This window comes from Paenibacillus peoriae (assembly GCF_022531965.1).
GTDB lineage: Bacteria > Bacillota > Bacilli > Paenibacillales > Paenibacillaceae > Paenibacillus > Paenibacillus polymyxa_D.
Window position 1 is genome coordinate 1,250,248 of sequence record NZ_CP092831.1, and the last position, 22,262, is coordinate 1,272,509.

Below are 22,262 nucleotides of genomic sequence, written 5' to 3' on the forward strand. Positions count from 1 at the left end.
ATTGACAAACTGTTCTAACTGTACTATTAATAATAGTACAGTTAGAACAGTTGAACATGTATAAATGAATTTGAGCCAGTGTTGAAAGGAGGAAGTCCATGTGTTCGAGCTGGATATCCGCAGCCGTAAGCCGATCTACGAACAGCTTATGGAGAAGGTCAAGGAAATGATCATGTACGGATCGCTTCAGCCGGATGAGCAATTGCCTTCTGTACGGGCATTGTCCGCTCAACTTACGGTGAATCCGAATACGATTCAGAAGGCGTATCGCGAGCTGGAACGCGAAGGATATATCTATTCCGTTCAGGGCAAAGGCAGCTTTGTCACGCCTACCCAGCAGCAGCCGCAACAAATGAAGCGGGATGAGATTCGGGTGGCATTGTTAAAACAGATGATCGAAGCTGTCCATTTCGGTTTTACACAGCAGGAAGTGGACGACATATACGTGGAAGCTATGCAAACAAAGGAAAGGGGGATGTCCCTTGATTGAATTAAGGGAAGTCACAAAGACATTTACAGAAGAAAAGGCTGTCGATCAGCTTGCCCTTACGGTAAAGAAGGGCTCCATTTTTGGGCTGCTGGGCTCGAACGGGGCAGGGAAAACGACCTTGCTCAAAATCATTGCCGGAATTTACCGACCGGATACTGGCAAGGTGCTAATCGGTGGTCAGCCAGTGTATGAGCAGCCTGAAGTCAAGCAGCACATTCTGTTTTTACCGGATACCCCTTATTTTTTCCCGCAAGCGACAATTCGTCAGATGGCCCGGTTTTACCGCTCCATTTATCCAAGTTGGAGTGAGGAACGCTACACACAGCTTACGGATATTTTCAAGCTGGACCCGAAGCGCAAACTTCACCGTTTTTCCAAAGGGATGAAGCGCCAAGCCGCTTTTTTGCTTGCCTTGAGCTGCATGCCTGAGCTGCTGGTTTTGGATGAACCCATTGATGGTCTGGACCCAGTGATGCGTAGAATGATCAAAAATCTCTTGTTCCAAGAAACCGCTGCACGTGAGATGACCGTCGTGATCTCATCTCATAATTTGCGTGAGATTGAAGACATGTGTGATCATGTCGGCATTATGCACCAAGGTCGGATGCTATTGGAAAAAGAGGTCGATGACCTCAAATCCGATACGCATAAGGTGCAGGTTGCTTTTCGGGACAGCATGCATGAGGAAGCTGTCTGTAGCCAACTTTCGGTCGTACATAAGGAGCGAAGGGGCAGTGTTCTGCTGCTTATTATCCGGGGTGAGCGAGAGCGGATTGCGGAGACGATTGAAGCATACGAGCCGCATGTGTTCGATTTGCTGCCGTTGACGCTTGAAGAAATTTTCATTTATGAAATGGAGGACGCAGGTTATGACATCCAACCGATTCTTCTGTAGCGGCGGCGTAATTCGCCAATGCCTGAGACAGCATGGCTGGATCGGTCTACTGTACTTGGCGGGATTACTGTTTACAGTACCGCTGTCATTGTTTATGAGCATTGGTGATGAACAACCACGAGTGGTTTTAAAAAGCTTGTTCGATAGTACAAACTCGGGTAATGAATTGCAAAAATTGATTTTAATGACTGTACCGGTGCTGGCAGGTGTGATGCTGCTTCGTTTTGTTCAGCGACAGGGGCCATCCGATTTGTATCACAGCCTACCTTTGCGTAGAGAGCATCTATTAACGTCACATTTAATTAGCGGTCTTATTCTTTTACTTGTACCTGTATGGCTGACTGCGGGAGTAACTGCTTGGGTTAACACGTCAGTCGAACTGCCTTATATTTTTCAAATTAATGATGTTGGATCGTGGGCTTTGGTCGTGTCCGTCCTCACGATTTTCTTGTTTACTTTTACTGTGTTTGTAGGGATTTGTGTGGGACAATCGTTGCTACAGACCGTAGTAGTGTATGTTTTGCTGCTATTGCCTCAGTTTCTATTCATGATGATAGGGCGTTTTCTAGAACGTAATTTATACGGATATGTGCGGGTGCGAGAAACCGTTGTTCAATATATTAATGGTGGGGAGTTTCGCAGCAATAATAATGTTTGGGAAAACTTATCGCCGTTTGTACGCATTATGGACAACTTGCCACAGTGCGCCTTTTCCTACATGGAGTTACTTGCCTATTTAGGTATCTCTCTGCTGTTTGTCGCCTTGAGTTATGGTTTGTATCGTAAACGCTTGGTCGAAAAGGCGACTCAGGCCATAGCATTTCCTTTCTTACAGCCTTTGTTCAAGGCAGGAGTCATACTATGCGCCATGCTTATACTAGGCGATTATTTTAATAATGCAGGTACAAGAGGAGCTAATTGGTCGATTTTTGGGTATGCACTTGGAGCTATTTTAGGCTATATCGTTGTAGAGATGGTCATTCGCAAGACGTGGCAAATTATGCGTGTTCGTGCTTTAGTGGAAATGGTCGTGTACGGTGTGATCATGGGGCTGGTACTATATATCCCGGTTTCAGGTTGGTTGGGTTATGAGGGGCGGATTCCAACAGCACACTCCGTAGAAAAAGTTTATGTCGGGCGAGAGGAGCCTCTAGGGGGAGATGCAGAAAAAGAAGCGTATTACTCCCAAGACAGGGCCTATATCACCTCTGTGCTGAATTTACATCGAGAACTCGTACGTGCACATGCAGCTGGCGAGAAAATGTTGTCCAAAAACCTGGCCGTCGAATCGGCATTCATAGTCTACCGTTTGGATGATGGTTCCACCATGACTCGCCGCTATACATTCCCGGAGAAGCCTTTCCGGACAGAACTGACTAAAGTGATGGAAGCAGAGCCTTATAAAACGGTAAGATACAGGTTGGATAAGCTGCAAGGAAAAGCAGAGACGATTAATATCCAATCCGTAGATGATAGTGAAAGACGAGTGGTTTTAACCAATCCAAAAGAAACTCGTGAATTTGAAGATATACTCAGAGAAGAAGTATTAAATATGAGCTATAGCGAGATGCAATCAGAGAAATATCCATTGGGGAGTGTTTCTATTACAAATAAAGAGTCATCCTCTATCAATAACGAACCGAGCTGGCATCGTGAATTTTCATTTGAATGGCCGGCTTCCTATCACAAGCTTACAGGTTGGCTAGAGCAAAAAGGTTATGCGGATAAGGTGATCATTGATTCCAAGGATATTTTTTCGATACGGGCTGTTCCTATTATTGCTGAAGAGCTTGAACCTTATCAATCCAATCAGTATATTGAAGACTATAAGCTATTTAAAAGCATCCAACAGAAGCATAAAGCAATAACGATTGAAGATCCGAAGCTCTGGAGCACTGTACTGGAAAAGCGCAGACCCTATAGCTATACTCCAAATATGGCGAAAGGCACTTACCTGGTTCAGGTCAAGATCAAACCTTTATTTAGTTCAGACCCCCATACACGCTATTGCTATTTTACTCCGAACGATATGACACCGGAGCTTGCGAAGGCATTACCGACAGTTCCTTAAGTGGGACAGCATCTGGTTTGGATGGCATATGGACGGAGGTAGATAAACATGGGATGGTTCCGACACGACATATAACAACCTCACCGACGGGCAAGAGCTCCTCCACATTAGAGCTGACATAAAATAGATGTACAGAGAGATACAACGTAGAACATACAGAGAGAAGAGTTCAATAACGTACAGCTCAATGGTGGAGGAGCAAAAATAATATGAAATATACAGAAGATCGTGAATTTCTACAGTTCTTGGAGAATTATAAGCAGTCATTTTCCGGATGGGATTTTTCATTCATCTCGGATACGGGACGTGTGGCGAGCGAGCCCTTGGAATGGTCTTATGTCAGCAAGGCTATGAAGTTTATTCATTCATCCAAGGCGATGCTGGATATGGGAACAGGCGGGGGAGAGCTATTATCTCGGCTACGCCCTTTTCCAGAGATCGTATGTGCGACAGAAGCGTATGCACCGAATGTTCCTATCGCCAAGGAAAGATTGGAGCCGCTGGGTGTGCGCGTTATGGCTATACAGGATGACGATTCCCTTCCGTTTGGCGATGCCGGGTTCGACCTCGTGCTGAATAAGCATGAGTCATTTTCGCCAACGGAGGTACGGCGTATTTTGCGACCAGGTGGGACGTTTTTGACTCAACAGGTAGGGGGCCTAGATTGTGCGGGCATCAACGACCGTTTGGGAGCACCTGATTACGAGTATGCGGACTGGACCCTTTCTCAAGCACTTGCAGGTTTGAAAAGCAATGGCTTCGAAATTTTAGAGCAGCAGGAACAGTTTCCGATACAGCGCTTTTACGATATTGGAGCGATTGTCTATTACTTAAAAGCAATCGAATGGCAGATTACAGACTTTCAGCCGGAGAAATATATAGAACAGCTATATGGTCTGTATTTAGATATTAAACGTGATGGCTATTGGGACGTGAAGCAGCACCGTTTTTTGATCCATGCCAGAGCAATATAAAGAAGATTCGATGACAAAAAGGCCTTTCCCGTGGGGGAGGCCTTTTTTGCCATACGCAGCTTGAGTAATTCATCGCTGGGAAGATCGGATAAGGCTTTTTTTTCCTCCTCTCGTATACTAATCTTTACCATAATTGTACAATGAAGAAGCAATGGCTTACAGTCTCATTTCATTCATTAGTTATAGGGGGATGTACATGTCTGATCCAAAGGAAGTTATAACCAAGCCGGAAAAGGACGAGTCTGTGCGGATAGCATGGTTTTGGCCATGGTTGGGCGGTACGTTTATGTTTGGATTGTTTTCAGTCATGTTTAATGTAGTTTGGAGTATGGTTGTGGCACCCCAAGTGCAGCTTCTGCTGAGGCATGAAGGTGTAACGGATACAACTGTGATTGTAATACTGCTTCTATATGCATGGATTATCGGTCTCATCTTTGCAGCTTATGGTGCCTTGAGTGCGCGTATGTCCAGCATGGGCAAGCTTTCGCTGATGCTGACCGGGCTATTATCATTATTATGTGGGCTGTGGTTGTGGATTGTAGGAATACAAGGGTCTGGTGGTCAACCTGCTGAAGTGTCGGGAGGGGCGTGGGGGCTCTTTTCACTCTATCATGCTTGGGCGGAGCCTGTGTTAGAGGTATTGGGTCCATATACACAGCATGGTGAAATCTGGTTTCTACTGGCTGCACTGCTGCCGATAGTTGGCATGGTAGTAGGAGTTGGGGTAAATCGTTATCCAGCGCTAACCGACAAGAATGGTAAGGTGGATCATAGATGGCAATGGATTGTTGCCGCGATATCTGCTGCGCTCGTCATTGTGCTGACGATTACACTGATGCTTCCTCAACGCCCATACATTGCAGAGAGAGATTTTCCGGTAGTTGACGGGGCTACAGCGGCCATTCCGTTTGCGCAGGATATGCTGCATGAACTGACCGGAATGAGCAAGGCGCGAGCAGCGCACGAACTGAGATTCAACACGACCCATCAGGCATATGTCAATTTGATCAAAAAGAAGGCGGATCTGATTCTGGTGGCTGGTCCTTCCGATGAGGAACTGCGGCTGGCGAAAAGTCGGGGAATACAAATGAAGCTCACACCCATTGGGTGGGATGCGTTTATTTTCCTCGTACATCAAGACAATCCGGTTAGAGGACTTTCTTCGGAGCAGGTTCGCCGTATATATGAAGGGGCTATCCGCAATTGGAATGAGGTAGGGGGCAAGGATCAGCCGATCATTGCTTATCAGCGAGAAGAAAATTCAGGCAGTCAGACATATATGCAAAAGAAAGTGATGGCAGGCCATGAAATGGCTGACCCGCCACGTGAACTACAAATTGGCATTATGGGTGGTATGATTAATGCAGTCGCAGATTTTAACAAGGATCACAACGCGCTCGGTTATTCATTTTATTATTTTGCAAATGTGATGCATAATCGTCAAGAGGTCAAATTTTTGTCTATTGATGGAGTGGAGCCGAACAAAGAGCACATCCGCTCGAAGCAATATCCATTCACAGCTCAACTGTTTGTAGTCACACGGGAAGGCGAGGAACCAAGCCCTTCGATGCAACGATTACTCGAATGGCTGCAAAGTGAAGAAGGAACTCGGGCCATCGAAAAAGGCGGCTTTGTTCCTGTAAACTCGTAATCCTGTAACGCTGGTTTGCATTCAGTCCATTCCGTATATTCACCTTAAGAGTGAAACGAAGACAGCAGGGTAATACATAGAATATACATGGCTGTGAATACAATACCCGCACAGCCATGTATATCACCAACATAAGGGGATGAACGAAAATGAAGAAAAAAACATCGGTCTGGGTGCTTTTACTCGCCGTAGCCATAGTGACAGCGGGGTGTGAAACAGGCTCACAAACAAGTTCGCAAACAGGACAAACGGCTCAAAATGAGCAAAAGGGTGCCGTCTCGGCACAAGCGAATGGTTCGGGAGCGACTGTAGATACACCGAAAACAGGAGGACAAGCAACCACAGACACTACTATAGCGAAAGTCCGCATGGACAATATTACCGCGTTGCGTTTGATCGACGGCCAATCCGGCTGGATCGGCGGAAATGGCTGGATTGCCCGAACGGACGCGTCTGCATCCGGTTCAGTCGGATCGACGTGGAATGTGCAATATCAGGGTCAAGGTACGGTTCAGCAGATTTTTGCCTTGAACGGGCAGCAAGGCTGGGCTGTTATGGCAGACAGCGGATCGCTGCTGGCCACTCGCGATGGCGGCAAACGCTGGGAGGTTGTTGGGACTGTACCTGAGCAAGGGCAAACGGGCTTTTTACACTTTGTATCATCCAAGGAAGGGTTCAGTGGCAACCAATTTACGAAGGATGGCGGGCAAAGCTGGTCTTCGCTCCCCGTGCCTGGCCACATGGTAGGACAGCCATATTACCATGATCGGCAAAACGGCTGGGCGGTTACGCAGGACACAGACCGTTCATTCCAGATTTTACATACCGTTAACGGGGGCCAAAAGTGGACTACTGTCATGTCACGGACAACGGAGGCGCCTCTAAATGGAGCCATTATTCGTTCGGTAGAACGTGGCAACGCGTGGATCGAGCTGGTTGGAGATACGGGGATGAATCAGACGTCGTATTCGCTTTGGCATACTGCCGATAGTGGACAAAGCTGGCGTCCTGTACTGGCGAATGCCACCGCTGGCGGTGGCCCGGCACCAGGTATTAGCCAGCAAGACAATCAGGTTCCTAAAAATGAAGGGGCGGCACCAGGTATGCTCTATGCGGTTAATAGCAGTACCGCATGGATGGGCGGTTATTGCGCACCGTGCGACAAGCCCAATACGATTGGCTGGACGACTGACGGCGGCAAGACGTGGAACAATGGAAAGCAAGGCTTTGACGGTTATGGCGGTCAGCAAATCGGGATGGCAAATGCCAAAGAAGGCTGGGCTATTTTTTCGGACTCAGAGCAGGCCCCAGTTATGTACACTACCTCGGATGGTGGACAGCATTGGACGCAGAGCCATGTATTTGATAAGCCTGTGACACCAGGCTCCTAAGGAGGGAATGCATATGAGCCAACATAAGAAAAGTGTGATCACATGGACGGACGGTCGTGAAGTACCGCTCATCGGGCAGGGCACGTGGAATATGGGCGAAAAAGCCTCACTTCGGCAGGAGGAGGTGCGTGCGCTTCAACTTGGCTTCGAGCTGGGCATGTTGCTGGTGGACACGGCTGAAATGTATGCGGAGGGCGGCGCAGAAGAGATCGTCGGAGAGGCCATTCAGGGGCGCCGGGACGATGTCTATCTTGTCAGCAAGGCTTACCCTCATCATGCGGACCGCCAAGGACTGGCTCAAGCGTGCGAAGCGAGCTTAACCCGCATGGGAACGGATTACATGGATATGTATTTGTTGCATTGGCGAGGGAATATTCCACTGGAAGAGACAATAGAAGGTATGGAAAAACTGCGTGAGCAGGGTAAAATCCGCAGCTGGGGAGTGTCCAACTTGGACAAGTCCGACATGGAGGAGCTATGGAGCCTGAGTGGAGGCGAAGCCTGCGCTGTCAATCAAGTGCTGTATCACGCGGCTTCGCGGGGCATCGAATATGATCTGCTACCATGGAGCCATGCGAATGGAGTGCCTGTGATGGCCTATTGCCCGATTGCCCAAGGTGGTCGCCTGCGACGGGGCCTGCTGGAGCATCCTGTTATGGTAGACATTGCTGCCAGCCACGGGGTAACTCCATCGCAAATTGCGCTTGCGTGGGTCATACGAGACGGTGATGTCTGGGCCATTCCGAAGGCGGTACAGGAATCGCATGTACGAGAAAATGCAGCGGCAGCAAGTATTCGGCTCACCCCTGAACAACTTCAACAAATAGACGAAGCTTTTCCTCCGCCGATGCGGAAGCAGCCGCTGGATATGGTTTGAGGAAGGAGGAGCCCATGACAGAGCGAGAGACAGAACTGCATGAGGTAGATGATCATCTGGATTATGGATTATCCGTTGTATTCATCGGCTTTAATCCCAGCCTGAAATCAGGCGAGGTAGGACATCATTATGCGAATCCGCGCAACCGCTTTTGGCGCATACTTGAGGGAGCAGGCTTGACACCTCGCTTGTACAATCCATCGGAAGATCGGGAGCTGCTGAAGCTGGGCTTCGGTTTTACGAACATTGTTTCCCGTCCCACGAGGGGAATGGAGGACATTGCACGCGAGGAATACGCCGAAGGACGTCTGAAGCTATACGAGAAGCTAAAGGAATATCGCCCGAAGGTTGCTTGCTTTGTCGGCAAAGGCGTGTACACCGAATACAGTAAAAGATCCAAAGTAGATTGGGGATTTCAGCCTGAACCGCTAATTCCTGAGATGCATGAATTTGTGGCACCTTCGTCTAGCGGACTGGTGCGCATGTCGCTGGAAGAAATCACAGATATTTATCGCCGTCTTCAAACGTTCCTTTCGTCAGAAATATCTGAAATGCAGTAAGTACGGTGAATATAGCTAGTACAAAAAGAACCACACGCTTCGGTCCCTGCTGGGAAGAGCGTGTGGTTCTTTGAGCTGTTTCTATTGTAAGGCTTTCGCCTGCCATGCCTGTTCCACGGGAACATAAGGATATCCCAGATCACGTGCGACCGCTTCGTAGGTAATATGTCCATTCAGGACATTGGTGCCACTAAGCAGTGGTTTGCTTCTGCGAAGCGCCTCCTGCACACCCAAATCTGCGAGCTGGAGAGCAAAGGGGAGCGTCGCGTTCGTCAGGGCCAGCGTCGAGGTTTGCGGTACCGCGCCCGGCATGTTTGCTACCGCATAGTGAATGACGCCATGCTTCACATAGGTAGGCTGGTCGTGTGTCGTAATGTGGTCAATCGTCTCGACAATGCCGCCTTGGTCGATGGCGACATCCACAATCACAGAACCGGGCTGCATCGTCTGTACCATGGCTTCCGTTACGAGCCGCGGAGCTTTGGCACCAGTGATTAGGACAGCGCCGATCAGCAAATCACTTTGCGCCACGGCTTCAGTAATGTTGGACGGGGTGGACACTAGCGTATGGAGCTGATTGCCAAAAATATCATCCAGTTGGCGCAGTCTTGGCAGGCTTAGGTCGATTAGTGTCACATCTGCCCCGAGACCGATGGCGACCTTGGCAGCATTGGTACCGACCACCCCTCCGCCAATAATGGTCACTTTACCGCGTTTGACCCCCGGCACACCTGCCAGCAGGATGCCTTTGCCACCCTTTGGTTTTTCCAGCAGTTGTGCTCCAATTTGTACAGCCATTCGACCGGCAACCTCACTCATCGGAGTAAGCAGCGGGAGGCTGCCCTCAACATCTAGTGTCTCATAGGAAATAGCGGCTACACCGTTGTCTGTTAAAGCGCGGGCCAGTGCTGGCTCGGCGGCCAAATGCAGATAGGTGAATAAAATCAATCCTGGTCGGAAATATCCGTATTCAGAGGAGAGCGGCTCTTTTACCTTGATGATCAGATCCGCCTGGGACCACACGTCCGCAGCTTGCTGCACAAGAGTCGCACCCGCAGTGGCATAATCTCCATCCGTAAAGCCGCTTTCAACACCTGCGTGGCTTTCCACAAACACATGATGTCCGTGTTGGATCATTTGAGCTGCACCTGCGGGCGTTAGAGCGACACGATTCTCATTGTTTTTAATCTCTTTCGGAACCCCAATTTTCATTTCATTCACCTCTCCTAAAAATAATGGTTAAGAAAATTTCACTATCATTTTTATGCAGCCTGCTGATTAGTTACATGGACTCAAGCCGATAAATGCAATTCATGTTAGATTAGGTACAGTTTACAAGGGGTGAAGCTCCTTGACATCATACATTTTGTCGGATTATCTGACTTAAAGGCTCGACTTTTTGATGAATATATGTCATGTAAAATGACATAAAGACATATACATAAGGAGAATGCCGATGAACGGTAAAAAAACATTTACCATTGCGGATGTGCTGGAACGTCCCGTTTTCCGGCGGGCGAAGCTGGCGGCGGGGGAACAGGGCGTACATCGCCGTGTGGGTTGGGTCCATGTGCTAGAAATCACAAATGTCTCTCCGTTTGTGAGCCGTCATGACTTGATTTTGACGACCGGCCTGTGGCTTACCCGGAAGGGGGAAGAGCGCGCCGAGTATATGGAGCAACTGATCCGCTCGGAAGCTGCGGGATTGTGTGTGGAGCTGGGCACGAGCATTCATGAAATCCCTTCTGAAATTCTGGAGTTGGCGGAACGATATCACTTCCCGGTCATCGTATTTGAGCAGCCAGTACGTTTTGTTGAAATTACACAAGATATTCATTCCCTACTTATTAACCGACATCATGAACTCCTAAAAGATCTGGAACGATTTTCACGTCAACTTCAGCAGGAAACCCTGCGCAGTACTGATATGAGCGCCCTCTTGCGTGTGCTCCATGACTATGCAGCCCGGCAGGTCATCTACATGTCTTCCATTGATACCAATCGATTCGTACCTTCCGTCCAGCCGGATCTAGCGGACCGTATTGCAGATTTTTATGCCCATGAAGTGGAATCTAGTATGACCGCCGATCGGGAGGGGCATCTGCTGTTTCACCTGAATGAATCCACTGCCGTGTTGTTCCAGCCCGTTGTATGCTTCGGTCAGGTGTTTTCCGCAGTAGGTTTGGTGCTGCATGGTGAAATGCCGACAGAAGAAATGTCGCTGCTGCTCGATTACACGGCCAAGGCAGCCGCTACATTGGTGCTGAGAACACAGTTTCTTGAAGACCGATTGCTGCGTAATCAAAATGAATTGATTCAGGATGTGCTGAGCGGGCAGCTTCCCAGTGAAGAACAGGCCCAGACCCGAATGGGCCTGCGATTGTTATCGAAGGGACAGTATTTATTTTGGGCAGGGGTCATTGAGGTGGAACATCAGGACAAAGATGCCAGTCAGGTACGCAAGGAGTCCATCAATCAGGATGTGCTAGTGCTACTTCGTTCATTGTTGAAAAAAGAAACGTTGCACAATCTGCTGATGATGAAGGGGAGTCAATGCTACATCCTTTGTGCCAAGGAGGAATTAACACTGCGTTCCGCAGCGCAAATGAAAAAAGTGCTTGCCCATACAGTTCAATATATTCAGAACTATGCCGCAGGACAGCTTGATAAGGTGCGCATTCATGCAGGCTTTGGTAAGGTAAGGCATCGCATGACAGGGACGGATCGCAGTTTTGAAGAGGCATATGAGGTCATTGAAGTGGCACGAAGCGTCCCAGTCATGAAGGATCGGTTATTTTACGACAGCATCGGAATCTATCAGTTATTGAAAGCGGTGCCCCGCATTCCTTTTCTACAAGAGTTCGTAGAGGATCATTTGGGTGGACTGATTGCGCATGATCGTGAGCACCATATGCAGCTTTTGGATACACTGGATGCCTACTTTCAATCCCATGGTTCCAAGCGTGATACCGCCGGAATTTTGTACATTCACAGACAGACCCTTTATAATCGGCTGGATAAAATTAATGAAATCATAGAGGGAAATCTGGCAGACCCTGACAAACGTCGTTGCCTGGAAATGGCACTACTGGCTTACCGGATGCTCCAGGCTGAAAATTGATCCTAAATAACTAGTTCTATTTTCCATTCTACTCATTTACAATGCGTGTTAACACTGAGATAATAGAAGAGATTACGGAAATATCTTGAAAGGGGATTAATATGAATATAAAAAAATGGATTGCCGTCCCTCTTATTCTGTTAATGGTAGCTTTGACAGGTTGCCAGGCAGTAGGCGGATTTGATGTAAGTAAAAATTTATTGGGAACACTTGATGTGAAATCCCAGCAGACAACGGAGAAAATCTCTCTTAAATTGACTCCCAAAGAAGGAATCACGCAAGGAGATAAGGAAATCGTAGATTTGATTAATTCGATTTCCGTCACTGTGGATGAAGCCAAAGTACAATCGGAGGAACTTGCTTCTGCCAAAGGTACATTGCACATCGATAAGTATAATTTGCCGTTTGAACTTGCTTTAGACCGCCAAGGTTTGGCTATTCAACTGGAAGGTGCCAAAAAACCTTATTACATATCTCTGAACTCGCAAGAGAGTTTGAGCGGTCTGCCTGCTGGATTTGATCCATATGTATATTCCAAAGACGTGAGAGAACTGACGAAAACAGCCGCTGCACTTATGCTCAAGCATGCGCCTAACCCTTCGACCATTTCTGCAACGTCTGTAACCGAGGAAGTATACGGTGAAAAAGACAAAGTGAAACTGACCCATCTGCATGCTGAACTTCGTGGTGATGAGCTGGTAACATTGGTAAAACCGTTCCTGGCGAATCTGGCCAAGGACGAAGCAGGCTTGAAAGAGCTGATCGGGCAAGCCATTGATATGACGAAGACGATTGCTTCCGGCATGAATATTGAAGATAGTGATAAAGTAACAGCGGAACTGAGTGCTAACAAAGAAAAAATGGTCAATGAGGCTTATACCGAAGTTAAAAAATATTTGGATCTAGCTGTTGATCAATATGATGTAGGCGTTAGCACCATGTATGCACAGTCCCCTGAAATCAAAACGGTCCTGAGTGCTAACACGGTTCTGAAAAGCGACATGTATTTTGATGAAAAAGGAAATGTTCGCAAAGCGGCAACAGACCTGACGGTTGCTTTGCCAGATGTGGATGGTCTTCCGGTGAAGTCCTTCACAATTCTGACCGAAACTCAATCTTGGAACGTCAATGGTAGTGTGACGGCTGATAAAGTGGATATTTCTAACGGTGTTATTGACTTGAATAAACAAGCTGAATTAACTCCGGGAGCGACGCTGCGCAATTTTGAAGCGAATTCTCCGATCTACAACATTTTAAAAAATGATTTGGAAATTACAAAAGTAGAAACAACTTTCGATCCTAAAGACGATTACTACGTCTTGGAGAATCGTGGTGGTACTGCCTTTATTCCATTGCGTGAACTGACGAGCGAACTGAACTCCGAGTTAAAATGGGATGCAGCTGCCAAACAGACTACTGTAATTGATGATATTACAGGTAAGACGATTAAGCTGAAAAGTGGCTCTAAACAAGCTGTATTGGAAGGAAGCACATTGACGTTGCCACAAGCTCCATATACGGATGAATATGGCACATTGTATGTTCCTTTCAAATCAGTTGCCGAGGCGCTTGGCGCCACAGTAACTCGTAACAGTGATGGAGAATATGTACTGAAACGCGACTAAAAAGAAATTCAAGGAACCAGCCCAGTTAGGGGCTGGTTCTTTTTTAGTTATATTGGTAAAATGCTCAGTAAAGCGATTAAAATAAGCGCTTACAAATTTTAAAAGTGCCATACTTTCATACAGGGAAAATTGAGATAATGATAGTATCATTCCAGCATAGGAAAACACATACAATTAGGGGGATATACGATGAAAGATATGGAACTATTGAATTCCAGAGAGGGACAAATAGTGCTTGCCCGAATGTACGGTCAACAGCAAATCTCTGAGCAAACGACTCGATATGAATCACTTATACAGGCGTATCGGGAGCATTTTGGTGTAGGGGATATTGAACTGTTTAGTGCTCCGGGGCGCTGCGAAATTGGTGGAAATCATACAGACCACAATCACGGGAAGGTGCTGGCAGGCAGTATTACACTTGATACCATCGCTGTAGCTTCTAAAGTGGAGGAGTCTGTAATTACATTCTTTTCTGAAGGCTACAAGACGAAGTACGTCATCGATTTAACTGACTTGTCGCCAAAACCGGAGGATGACAGTACGATGCTGCTGGTCCGTGGTATTGCCGCTGGTCTACTTGAATTCGGATACCGTATCGGGGGATTCCAAGCTTATATATCAAGTAATGTATTCTCTGCTTCAGGTTTAAGCTCTTCCGCTTCTTTTGAAATGTTGATATGTACGATATTAAATCATTTTTATAACGAGGGAGCGTTAGATGCTGTTGCTAAATCCAAAATTGGTCAGTATGCAGAAAATGGCTATTGGAACAAGCCGTCGGGGCTGCTCGATCAGATGGCTTGTGCGTATGGCGGCTTGATTTCCATTGACTTTGAAAATCCCAAGGAACCGATCATAAATCCTGTTCATTGGAATTTTGAACAAAACGGATATTCCCTCGTTATTGTAAATACAGGTGGAAATCATGCCGATTTAACGGACGATTACGCGGCAGTGCCCAACGAAATGCGTGCAGTGGCACAATCTTTAGGCGCAACGGTTTGCCGTGACTTATTGCCGGAGGATCTATATGCCAACCTCAAGATGGTCAGGGAAAAAGCAGGAGACCGTGCAGTGCTGCGGGCGTTGCATTTTTTTGAAGAAAATAGACGTGTGGATGAACAGGTGAAATCACTGGAGGAAGGGCGCTTTACTGATTTCCTGAGGCTCGTTACTGAATCTGGTAATTCCTCATGGAAATGGCTCCAAAACGTATATAGAAGTGGGATTGCGCGGGAACAAGACGTATCGGTTGCACTGGCTTTAACCGAAATGTATTTAAAGTCAATAGATAACAGCGCATGCAGAGTACATGGTGGTGGCTTTGCTGGTGTCATCTTGACGATTCTTCCGAATGATCATGTGGATGATTATAAGGAGTGGATCAGCGGCATGCTGGGAACTCCGGTACTTGTTGTCAACGTCCGTGAGGACGGTGCCGTTAATGTTAGTAATTTGATCAATGTTGAACGGACTCATTGCGAGTCTACAAACTAGTCAGTCAGTAGAAGACTTTAACCCATGGGTTAAGGTCTTCGTCCTTTTTATCGCCGATACAGCTTGGGTTTGCGTTATAATAAAGAGATGATAGTTTTAATGAAGGAGGGCCTGTCATGGCTATATACCCGTCCTGGTCCTATTCGCAATCGAGGGCTCAAACGTTCGATGAATGCTTACGCAAATACTATTATCATTATTACGGCTCGCATAATGGCTGGAATTCGGCACAGGGCACTGAAGAGCAAGTTACATTGTATCGGCTCAAGCAACTGAGCAACTTATATATTTTATTCGGGAATATTACGCATCAAATGTGTGAATCCGTCATACGTGGATGGATGGAAAAAGGGGCTATCCCGCGCACAGCATACCTTGAGACAGCTATGAAGAACATGTTGAATAACAGCTACAAGGAATCGCTACACCGTGAGCTATGGCTACAAGATCCGAAAAATCGCGTCATGCTGGCGGAGGTTTATTACGACGACGAGGTGCTTCCAGAACGGATCGCCCTTATTAAGGAGCGGCAGCACGCGGTGATACACAATTTGTACCGTACTGCGGTTTGGCGTGAACTGCAACAGGGAAAGGCCCGAATTGTAGAAGTGGAGAAGTGGGATACGATGCTCCTTCATGAGACGAAGGTGTATGTCAAAATGGATTTGCTCTACCGTAGAGACAATGGAGACATGGTCATCGTGGATTGGAAAACAGGCAAGGAAGGCGATTTTTCCGACCAGCTTTTTTTGTATGCTTCCTATGTGCAGGAGCACTATCAGCTTCCTTTGGAGAAGATTGAGGTACGTGTGGAGTATTTGATGACAGGAGAGCATGAGGTATATCGTCCCGCGCAAGAAGATATCGACAAAGTGGTTGGTAATGTAGGACGATACATCGATGAAATGAAGTCCTGTCTCGATGACGATTACTATAACCGCCCCAAGTCCGAGTCTTTCTTCACTCCGATGCCTTCACGCAGAGCGTGCGGAGGCTGTAATTTTCGTGAGGTGTGTAAGTACCGAGCGGTGTGAAATGACTTGATCGCCTTTGCCACCGGATTCCTACCCTAATTAAAGCTAGTGAATCCGGCCATATGGCAAATCTATAATTCTTCTATATTTTGAAACCGCTTTATAATTTAGATGACGCGAGGTGTGATAAGGGTATTATTGGAAAATGTGAAGGAGGAAGTTAGGAAGATGACGAGTACAGAACACGCACGTATTCTATTTCAGGGAGATTCTATAACAGACGGAGGAAGGGGACGAAATGAGGATGCGAACCATTGGCTGGGTCAGAGTTATGTGTATCTGATCGCAGGTGCATTGGGGAGCCGTTTGACGACCACACAGCCAGAATTTGTGAACCGGGGAATCTCGGGGGATCGAGTTTCGGATTTGTATGCACGCTGGAATGAGGACATGTTTAGCCTGAAGCCAGACCTGCTCAGCATTCTAATCGGAGTGAACGACGCCTGGCGGATCGTCGAGCAGGAGCCGTCCGGGGTGACGGACCGATTTGAACGAGCCTATCGCCACCTTCTGGAAGAAACGCGTGAAGTGATGCCTGATCTGGGACTCGTGCTGTGCGAGCCGTTTATTTTGAAAACAGGAGCTACCGAAGCGCGATGGAACATTTGGCAAGAAAAAATAACGGGGTATCAGCGTATTGTACGTCAGCTAGCGGACGAATTTGGTGCTGTATTTGTGCCGCTCCAGAGCATGTTGAACGAAGCCGCTACCCAGGCGGACGCCTCCTATTGGCTGCATGACGGGGTTCATCCGACAGCGGTTGGGCATCAGTTGATAGCTAATCAATGGATAGATATCGTGCAAAAGAGTCCGCTGGCGATTCGCTAACAGGGTCATACATAGTCTACTCCTTGTCATTTTTGGGTAATACACGATTATGGACATCATTACTTATGTTATGGTTCCATCCAAAAATGAATGTCAAAGGGGGTGCTTCTTGCTTCATCATGAACGGAGCAAGAGAGGGCTATGGAAACGATAAATATCATTCTGGTTATATTACTTATCGCATTAACTGCTTTTTTTGTGGCCTCGGAGTATTCCATTATTCGTGTGCGGGTATCTCGCATCAATCAATTGGCCTCTGAAGGCAACAAAAATGCGAAAGCTGTTAAAAACATTTTGTCTCGGCTGGACGAGTATTTATCTGCTTGTCAGCTCGGAACGACATTAACCTCAATGGCGTTAGGCTGGCTAGGGGAATCTACTGTTGAACATCTGCTACACCCCCTGTTTGTGCTGGCTCATATTCCGCCAGGCCTGACGGGAGTGCTCTCCTTTTTGCTGGCTTTTCTGATCTTGACCTATTTTGAGGTGGTCATTGGGGAGCTGGTACCGAAAACATTCGCCATACAGATTGCGGAACCGATGGCATTGTTTTTTGCCCGTCCGATCACGATATTTTATAAAATGACCTATCCTCTGAATTGGGTTCTTAGTCGTTCATCGCGTGTCATTACAGGTCTCTTTGGGCTCAAAAAAGTATCTGAAGAAGATGCAGCACTTAGTGAAGCTGAGCTTCGTTTGGCATTATCTGAAGGTTTTCGTAGTGGTGAAATTACACCGACAGAATATCGATATCTGAACAATGTATTTGATTTTGACGACCGTGCAGCGCAGGAAATTATGGTACCGCGCATCCACATCCGCTCCATCTCCCACCAGGCAACAGTGGCCGAGTTTATGGAGCTGATCGAGGACAAAGTTTATAATTTTCTACCTGTAGCTGAACATGGCGACCGGGATCGTATTATCGGGATGATTCGCGTTAAGGAAGCCCTGCATGATTTGGCACGTGGGCACAGCACAGGGAATACGACGATGGCTTCTTATATTCATCCGGTGCTTCAGGTTATCGAGACGGTTCAGGCTCGGGATCTGCTGATTCAGATGCAAAAACGGCGCATTCCAGTAGCGGTGCTGGTGGACGAATATGGTGGAACATCTGGACTTGTCACACTGGAGGATATTATGGAGGAGATTGTTGGAGACATTCCTTCCTATACCGACACCGAAACCCCCGCAGCGTTAACTCCACTCATTACAAAAACAGATGATCATCGTTACATACTCAAATCACAGGCGCTCATTCATGAGGTCAATCGGCGCTTGGAGACGGATATTGAGGCCGGGGACGTATATACGATTGGTGGATGGATGCTTTCAGAGCGTTTTGATATCCAGCAAGGAGACAAGCTGACCATCGGTTTATGGGAGTTTACTGTACTGGAAAAAAACAGTCACCAAATAGACACAATTGAAGCGATGAAGAAAGCAGTCGTTGAACAGAAAAATGACAATGATTTTTAATAATGGAAAATGGCTTTGTCGAGTAACAGCTTGCTTAAGATGTGACGAATAGCCTGTAAAGCTTGTGGCAACGCGATTTGTCCATCTTAAGATGCAAGCTGCTACCTGGTAACATAGTGTTTTTTGTAATTAGGATAGGGGACTTAAGACTCTGTATCTTTATGCTCATAAATATATCTGTCTGTGAAAAATTCTACTAGAAATGTAGCAATTTTATGGTAAAATGGAATCAAATTTGAGTTTTTTGGGGTGGGCTACAGTACATGAAGATGTCACTAGGTACGAAAATGGTTACTGCATTTGTCTCAATTTCTGCAATAACCTATGGAACAAGCGCTTTTTTTATTTTTGTACTCAAGGACTGGCTTGCTCAAGGTACACAAGAATGGGTGTACACTTCGATCATTCTGTTATTGGGTGTCCTGTGGAGTGGCATTTTGGGCTGGTTGATCTCAAAATTACTCACGCGGCCCATTGTTAGGTTGGCGAAGGCGGCAGAGGAAGCTTCGGCGGGGAACCTGTCTGTTGTGATTCCTGAACGTCGCTCGGAGGATGAAATCAAAGTTCTGTATGATGCATTTCGGCACATGATGCTGAACATTAAAGATATGTTCAATGAGATCTCGTACAGCACCAGAACCACTTCGCAAAGTGCGGAAAATCTGAGCTTGGCTATTGTACAGGCTACCACACAAATTGAGTCCATGTCTTCGGTGGTAGAAGATATTTTGAATGGCGTGGAGCAGCAAAAGCAAGCATCTGCCCAATCGATTAAAACAGCAGACCGAATGCTGGGCGATTTTAAAATGATGCGTAGCAAATCGGGACATATGCTGGAACTGTCTGGCCATATGGAGCATTCAGTAGATTCGACGCAGACCGTATTTTCATCCCTGATGGATGGAATGGGAGAGCTGACAGCATCACATGGTCGTTCGCAGCAGGTAATTGCACGACTGGAAAAAGAAGCTTCCCAAATTGAAGCGATTACAAGCACCGTGAAGGATATTGCTGAACAAACCCATTTGCTGGCGTTGAATGCTTCCATAGAAGCGGCGCGTGCGGGAGAAGAAGGGAACGGGTTTGCGGTAGTGGCTCACCAAATTCGCGCACTTGCCGCCCAAAGTACGGAGTCTGTGCAGCAAATAAATGCCATCGTTAGCCGTGTGCAGTCACAAATCGTAGAGACAGTGCAGTTGATGCATCAGCAAACGTCATTGGTCAGTGCCGAGGCGGAACGGACAAGCTCTGTGGATCAGACGCTGAACCATTTGAACGCTATTGTACGTGAATTTGTCGAGAGCATCCGTTTAATGGAAGAGGCCGTGACGGAGCAGACGAATCGGGTAGATCAAACCTTTGAGCAGATCCATCGTATTCAGCAAATGTCTGGGGCCTTCTCTGAAGGGGCTCACAAAATTTATACAGCTGCTCATGAGGAGACAGCAATTATGCAGGAAATTTCGTCTTCTTCCGAGGATTTGAAAGTGCTTACGAATAAACTCATGATGAAAACACGTGGAATGCAACTATAATCAGAAATCGTCATGTGAGGCATGATATATACGAACAAAATGTAGCCGCTATACACCGGAAAACGCAGCAAAATGGTTTCCCGGTGTGTAGCGGCTATTTTTTAATTTCAAAAAACTCACATTGTTTTCTAGGGTGGTAAGCCAGATCACTGACGCTGGATTGCACGACGATGGTTTGATCGTCAAAACGGATTATGATTCCGCCAGAGCCAATCAATTGGTCATCCTGAAATACTCGGACACGAAGATGACGTTCCAGTGCCTCATTGAAATCCTGATCTGTAATTAATCGGCGATTAATGGCCATGAGGGTTCTCCTTTGAATATAATATCTTTTATCATAAAGGTAAGGTATTGAACAAGCAAGAAACGCGGCTAGAACATAATTGGCTATTGGGTATAAAATAGAAGGCAATGAAGCGAGAAAGAGATCGAGAAAGAGATCGAGAAAGAGATCAAAGGGGGCTAGCTATGGATAGGTCGTGGTCAGGGCCTTGGTTTGATGCCAACGCGCCAGAAGGGTTCGAGGCTTTTTCTCCGTCACATGGGTTGGCTGTATTGGGACTCATTGTTTGCGCTTTGCTGCTGTGGCTGACTAGGGGATGGATTCGGTCGAACAAGCCTGTAAGTGAGGGAATTCGCTGGTTGTTAATTACAGTCCTCATTCTGTCAGAGGTGACTCTGAATATTTGGTATGTGATGCAGCATATTTGGGATGTCCAGACTTCATTGCCATTAGAACTGTGTAGTGTGACACTGCTGTTGTCTATCCTGATGCTCATTTTTCGAAGCCGCTGGTTATATCCGATCATCCTTTTTGCCGGAATTGGAGGGGCGCTCCAAGCAGTACTCACGCCTAATTTGGCATATGCCTTTCCGCATTATCGTTTTATCCATTTTTTCGTAGCTCATAGTGCTATTATTTTGGCAGCCTTGTATATGACCTGGATAGAAGGACTCAAACCGACATGGAAGAGTGTGGGGGGAGCTATGCTTTTTCTGAATGGCTTGGCGCTGATAGTGTGGATCGTAGACGATGCTCTCGGTGCTAACTACATGTTTCTAGCCGGAAAGCCGTCGACACCGTCGATATTGGATGTTTTGGGGCCATATCCTCTGTACATTCTGGCAGAAGAAGCCATTGCACTGCTGTTCTTTTCGCTTCTGATGCTGTTGTTCGAGGTGCTCCCGGGAGGCAGGCTGTATGTCCGCTTTCGCAAAGGAGCTGTGCATGGTGCTGATAGGTCGACATCAAAGCCGTTGTAAAGCCATATGAAAGCAGCCTTCTCCACAAGTATCTGACCAAGGATAAGGCTGCTAAGAATGCTAAGAATGCCTAAACAATAGTACGCCTGGGGATAACGTTCTCCATTCTAATACTTAACGCAGTAGTGATTCTGCTCCGTCTACATAAATTTCCGTACCCGATACATGAGATGACTCGTCTGAGGCGAGAAACAGGACCAGATTGGCAACCTGCTCTGGTTCACCAGGGGCACCCTCTAGCGGATGCTCTCCGCCCTTCGGAAATTCGACTGGAATTTCTACCTTCTTCAAGTCTTCCGAAGGGTACGTGTTATTATCAATTTGCGTGTCGATGGCTCCCGGGCATATCGCGTTGACCCGAATTTTGTAACGTGCCAGCTCCAGCGCTGCCATTTTCATAAACGCAACCTGAGCTGCTTTGGTGGAGGCGTAGGCTGAGAATCCAATACCCGAAAAGGTGCGATTACCGTTGATGGAGCTGGTAATGATAATGCTGCCGCCGTGTTCTTTCAGGTAAGGGACGGCATATTTAACGGTAGCAAAGGTGCCGCGAAGATTAATGTTCATCGTGCGGTCCCATTCCTCTAGCTCCAGTGTCTCGATAGGGGCCATGGTGCCGTTAATGCCTGCGTTGGCGAACACGATATCCAGCTTTCCGTACGTTTCCACGACTTTAGCGAACCCCTGCTGAATCATATCCGGCTTGGAAATATCACATTCCAGCACAAGTGCTTCACCGCCAGCCTGCTCAATAATTGCTTGGGTCTCCTCTGCATGCTTGGGTGTCCGATCCAGCATGACCACCTTGGCGCCTTGTTCTGCAAAACGGATCGCGGTCGCCTTGCCGATTCCTGAACCTCCACCACTGACCACTGCTATCTTTCCTTGCAATCTCTGCTCTGCCATTGACTATTCCTCCCATTCCGTTCATAAACTAAACCTGACTCGTTATTCCATACCTC

General features: G+C 47.1%; 19 protein-coding genes. 16 read left to right on the forward strand and 3 right to left on the reverse strand.

Annotated elements, in window-relative coordinates; genetic code table 11:
• The first annotated feature begins 100 nt into the window (after positions 1 to 100).
• The 8 genes from MLD56_RS05580 to MLD56_RS05615 all read left to right on the forward strand — a co-directional run bounded on the left by MLD56_RS05580 (position 101) and on the right by MLD56_RS05615 (position 8,909).
• Positions 101 to 490: a GntR family transcriptional regulator gene (locus MLD56_RS05580; RefSeq protein WP_029516087.1), complete on the forward strand. Its 390-nt coding sequence runs from the start codon at positions 101 to 103 to the stop codon at positions 488 to 490.
• Complete coding sequence (locus tag MLD56_RS05585; RefSeq protein WP_029516088.1) at positions 483 to 1,385, forward strand: ABC transporter ATP-binding protein; 903 nt, start codon at positions 483 to 485, stop codon at positions 1,383 to 1,385. The genes MLD56_RS05580 and MLD56_RS05585 overlap by 8 nt, the downstream gene beginning before the upstream one ends.
• Complete coding sequence (locus MLD56_RS05590; protein ID WP_029516089.1) at positions 1,360 to 3,456, forward strand: DUF6449 domain-containing protein; 2,097 nt, start codon at positions 1,360 to 1,362, stop codon at positions 3,454 to 3,456. Before MLD56_RS05585 ends, MLD56_RS05590 begins: the two co-directional genes overlap by 26 nt.
• A gap of 209 nt (positions 3,457 to 3,665) precedes the next feature.
• Positions 3,666 to 4,430, forward strand: coding sequence for a class I SAM-dependent methyltransferase (locus tag MLD56_RS05595; protein ID WP_029516090.1), 765 nt, complete (start codon positions 3,666 to 3,668; stop codon positions 4,428 to 4,430).
• A gap of 196 nt (positions 4,431 to 4,626) precedes the next feature.
• Positions 4,627 to 6,081: a PstS family phosphate ABC transporter substrate-binding protein gene (locus MLD56_RS05600; RefSeq protein WP_029516091.1), complete on the forward strand. Its 1,455-nt coding sequence runs from the start codon at positions 4,627 to 4,629 to the stop codon at positions 6,079 to 6,081.
• 149 nt (positions 6,082 to 6,230) lie between these two features.
• Positions 6,231 to 7,472 (forward strand): WD40/YVTN/BNR-like repeat-containing protein, encoded by a 1,242-nt coding sequence (locus MLD56_RS05605; RefSeq protein WP_241113484.1) that lies wholly within the window; start codon positions 6,231 to 6,233, stop codon positions 7,470 to 7,472.
• Between the two features lie 13 nt (positions 7,473 to 7,485).
• The gene (locus MLD56_RS05610) at positions 7,486 to 8,349 is read left to right on the forward strand and encodes an aldo/keto reductase (RefSeq protein ID WP_029516094.1); all 864 of its coding nucleotides are present in this window, start codon (positions 7,486 to 7,488) and stop codon (positions 8,347 to 8,349) included.
• 14 nt (positions 8,350 to 8,363) lie between these two features.
• Positions 8,364 to 8,909 (forward strand): mismatch-specific DNA-glycosylase, encoded by a 546-nt coding sequence (locus MLD56_RS05615; protein WP_029516095.1) that lies wholly within the window; start codon positions 8,364 to 8,366, stop codon positions 8,907 to 8,909.
• A gap of 81 nt (positions 8,910 to 8,990) precedes the next feature.
• Here MLD56_RS05615 and ald read toward each other — a convergent pair whose 3' ends face one another.
• A complete protein-coding gene (gene ald / locus MLD56_RS05620) occupies positions 8,991 to 10,121 on the reverse strand; it encodes an alanine dehydrogenase (protein WP_029516096.1) in 1,131 nt (376 codons plus the stop codon).
• Between the two features lie 244 nt (positions 10,122 to 10,365).
• On the opposite strand from ald, the gene MLD56_RS05625 reads away from it, so the two are divergent.
• From MLD56_RS05625 to MLD56_RS05655, 7 genes are all read left to right on the forward strand, one after another.
• The gene (locus MLD56_RS05625) at positions 10,366 to 12,030 is read left to right on the forward strand and encodes a PucR family transcriptional regulator (protein ID WP_029516097.1); all 1,665 of its coding nucleotides are present in this window, start codon (positions 10,366 to 10,368) and stop codon (positions 12,028 to 12,030) included.
• Positions 12,031 to 12,131: 101 nt separating this feature from the next.
• On the forward strand, positions 12,132 to 13,655 hold the full coding sequence (locus MLD56_RS05630) for a copper amine oxidase N-terminal domain-containing protein (RefSeq protein WP_029516098.1): 1,524 nt from the start codon (positions 12,132 to 12,134) through the stop codon (positions 13,653 to 13,655).
• 189 nt (positions 13,656 to 13,844) lie between these two features.
• Positions 13,845 to 15,155, forward strand: coding sequence for a galactokinase (locus MLD56_RS05635; protein WP_029516099.1), 1,311 nt, complete (start codon positions 13,845 to 13,847; stop codon positions 15,153 to 15,155).
• Between the two features lie 116 nt (positions 15,156 to 15,271).
• The gene (locus MLD56_RS05640; RefSeq protein ID WP_029516100.1) at positions 15,272 to 16,189 is read left to right on the forward strand and encodes a PD-(D/E)XK nuclease family protein; all 918 of its coding nucleotides are present in this window, start codon (positions 15,272 to 15,274) and stop codon (positions 16,187 to 16,189) included.
• A gap of 168 nt (positions 16,190 to 16,357) precedes the next feature.
• Positions 16,358 to 17,017 carry an SGNH/GDSL hydrolase family protein gene (locus MLD56_RS05645; protein ID WP_029516101.1) on the forward strand — a complete coding sequence of 220 codons (660 nt, stop codon included), beginning with the start codon at positions 16,358 to 16,360 and terminating at the stop codon, positions 17,015 to 17,017.
• A 141-nt stretch (positions 17,018 to 17,158) separates the two neighbouring features.
• On the forward strand, positions 17,159 to 18,499 hold the full coding sequence (locus MLD56_RS05650; RefSeq protein ID WP_029516102.1) for a hemolysin family protein: 1,341 nt from the start codon (positions 17,159 to 17,161) through the stop codon (positions 18,497 to 18,499).
• Positions 18,500 to 18,762: 263 nt separating this feature from the next.
• A complete protein-coding gene (locus MLD56_RS05655; protein ID WP_029516103.1) occupies positions 18,763 to 20,034 on the forward strand; it encodes a methyl-accepting chemotaxis protein in 1,272 nt (423 codons plus the stop codon).
• A 94-nt stretch (positions 20,035 to 20,128) separates the two neighbouring features.
• Here MLD56_RS05655 and MLD56_RS05660 read toward each other — a convergent pair whose 3' ends face one another.
• A complete protein-coding gene (locus MLD56_RS05660) occupies positions 20,129 to 20,341 on the reverse strand; it encodes a hypothetical protein (RefSeq protein ID WP_013309048.1) in 213 nt (70 codons plus the stop codon).
• A gap of 164 nt (positions 20,342 to 20,505) precedes the next feature.
• Between MLD56_RS05660 and MLD56_RS05665 the strand changes: the two genes are divergently transcribed.
• Positions 20,506 to 21,300, forward strand: a complete 795-nt coding sequence (locus MLD56_RS05665) for a YwaF family protein (protein ID WP_029516104.1) — start codon at positions 20,506 to 20,508, stop codon at positions 21,298 to 21,300.
• Between the two features lie 114 nt (positions 21,301 to 21,414).
• On the opposite strand, the gene MLD56_RS05670 is transcribed toward MLD56_RS05665, so the two are convergent.
• The gene (locus tag MLD56_RS05670) at positions 21,415 to 22,206 is read right to left on the reverse strand and encodes an SDR family oxidoreductase (RefSeq protein WP_029516105.1); all 792 of its coding nucleotides are present in this window, start codon (positions 22,204 to 22,206) and stop codon (positions 21,415 to 21,417) included.
• Positions 22,207 to 22,262: the final 56 nt, after the last annotated feature.

Coding starts and splice junctions, on each gene's coding strand:
- MLD56_RS05650 (WP_029516102.1), top strand. CDS start 17,159: ATGGAAACGATAAATATCATTCTGGTTATATTACTTATCGCATTAACT.
- MLD56_RS05605 (WP_241113484.1), top strand. CDS start 6,231: ATGAAGAAAAAAACATCGGTCTGGGTGCTTTTACTCGCCGTAGCCATA.
- MLD56_RS05600 (WP_029516091.1), top strand. CDS start 4,627: ATGTCTGATCCAAAGGAAGTTATAACCAAGCCGGAAAAGGACGAGTCT.
- MLD56_RS05665 (WP_029516104.1), top strand. CDS start 20,506: ATGGATAGGTCGTGGTCAGGGCCTTGGTTTGATGCCAACGCGCCAGAA.
- MLD56_RS05645 (WP_029516101.1), top strand. CDS start 16,358: ATGACGAGTACAGAACACGCACGTATTCTATTTCAGGGAGATTCTATA.
- MLD56_RS05670 (WP_029516105.1), bottom strand. CDS start 22,206: ATGGCAGAGCAGAGATTGCAAGGAAAGATAGCAGTGGTCAGTGGTGGA.
- MLD56_RS05630 (WP_029516098.1), top strand. CDS start 12,132: ATGAATATAAAAAAATGGATTGCCGTCCCTCTTATTCTGTTAATGGTA.
- MLD56_RS05655 (WP_029516103.1), top strand. CDS start 18,763: ATGAAGATGTCACTAGGTACGAAAATGGTTACTGCATTTGTCTCAATT.
- MLD56_RS05625 (WP_029516097.1), top strand. CDS start 10,366: ATGAACGGTAAAAAAACATTTACCATTGCGGATGTGCTGGAACGTCCC.
- MLD56_RS05595 (WP_029516090.1), top strand. CDS start 3,666: ATGAAATATACAGAAGATCGTGAATTTCTACAGTTCTTGGAGAATTAT.
- MLD56_RS05590 (WP_029516089.1), top strand. CDS start 1,360: ATGACATCCAACCGATTCTTCTGTAGCGGCGGCGTAATTCGCCAATGC.
- MLD56_RS05640 (WP_029516100.1), top strand. CDS start 15,272: ATGGCTATATACCCGTCCTGGTCCTATTCGCAATCGAGGGCTCAAACG.
- ald (WP_029516096.1), bottom strand. CDS start 10,121: ATGAAAATTGGGGTTCCGAAAGAGATTAAAAACAATGAGAATCGTGTC.
- MLD56_RS05615 (WP_029516095.1), top strand. CDS start 8,364: ATGACAGAGCGAGAGACAGAACTGCATGAGGTAGATGATCATCTGGAT.
- MLD56_RS05610 (WP_029516094.1), top strand. CDS start 7,486: ATGAGCCAACATAAGAAAAGTGTGATCACATGGACGGACGGTCGTGAA.
- MLD56_RS05660 (WP_013309048.1), bottom strand. CDS start 20,341: ATGGCCATTAATCGCCGATTAATTACAGATCAGGATTTCAATGAGGCA.
- MLD56_RS05635 (WP_029516099.1), top strand. CDS start 13,845: ATGAAAGATATGGAACTATTGAATTCCAGAGAGGGACAAATAGTGCTT.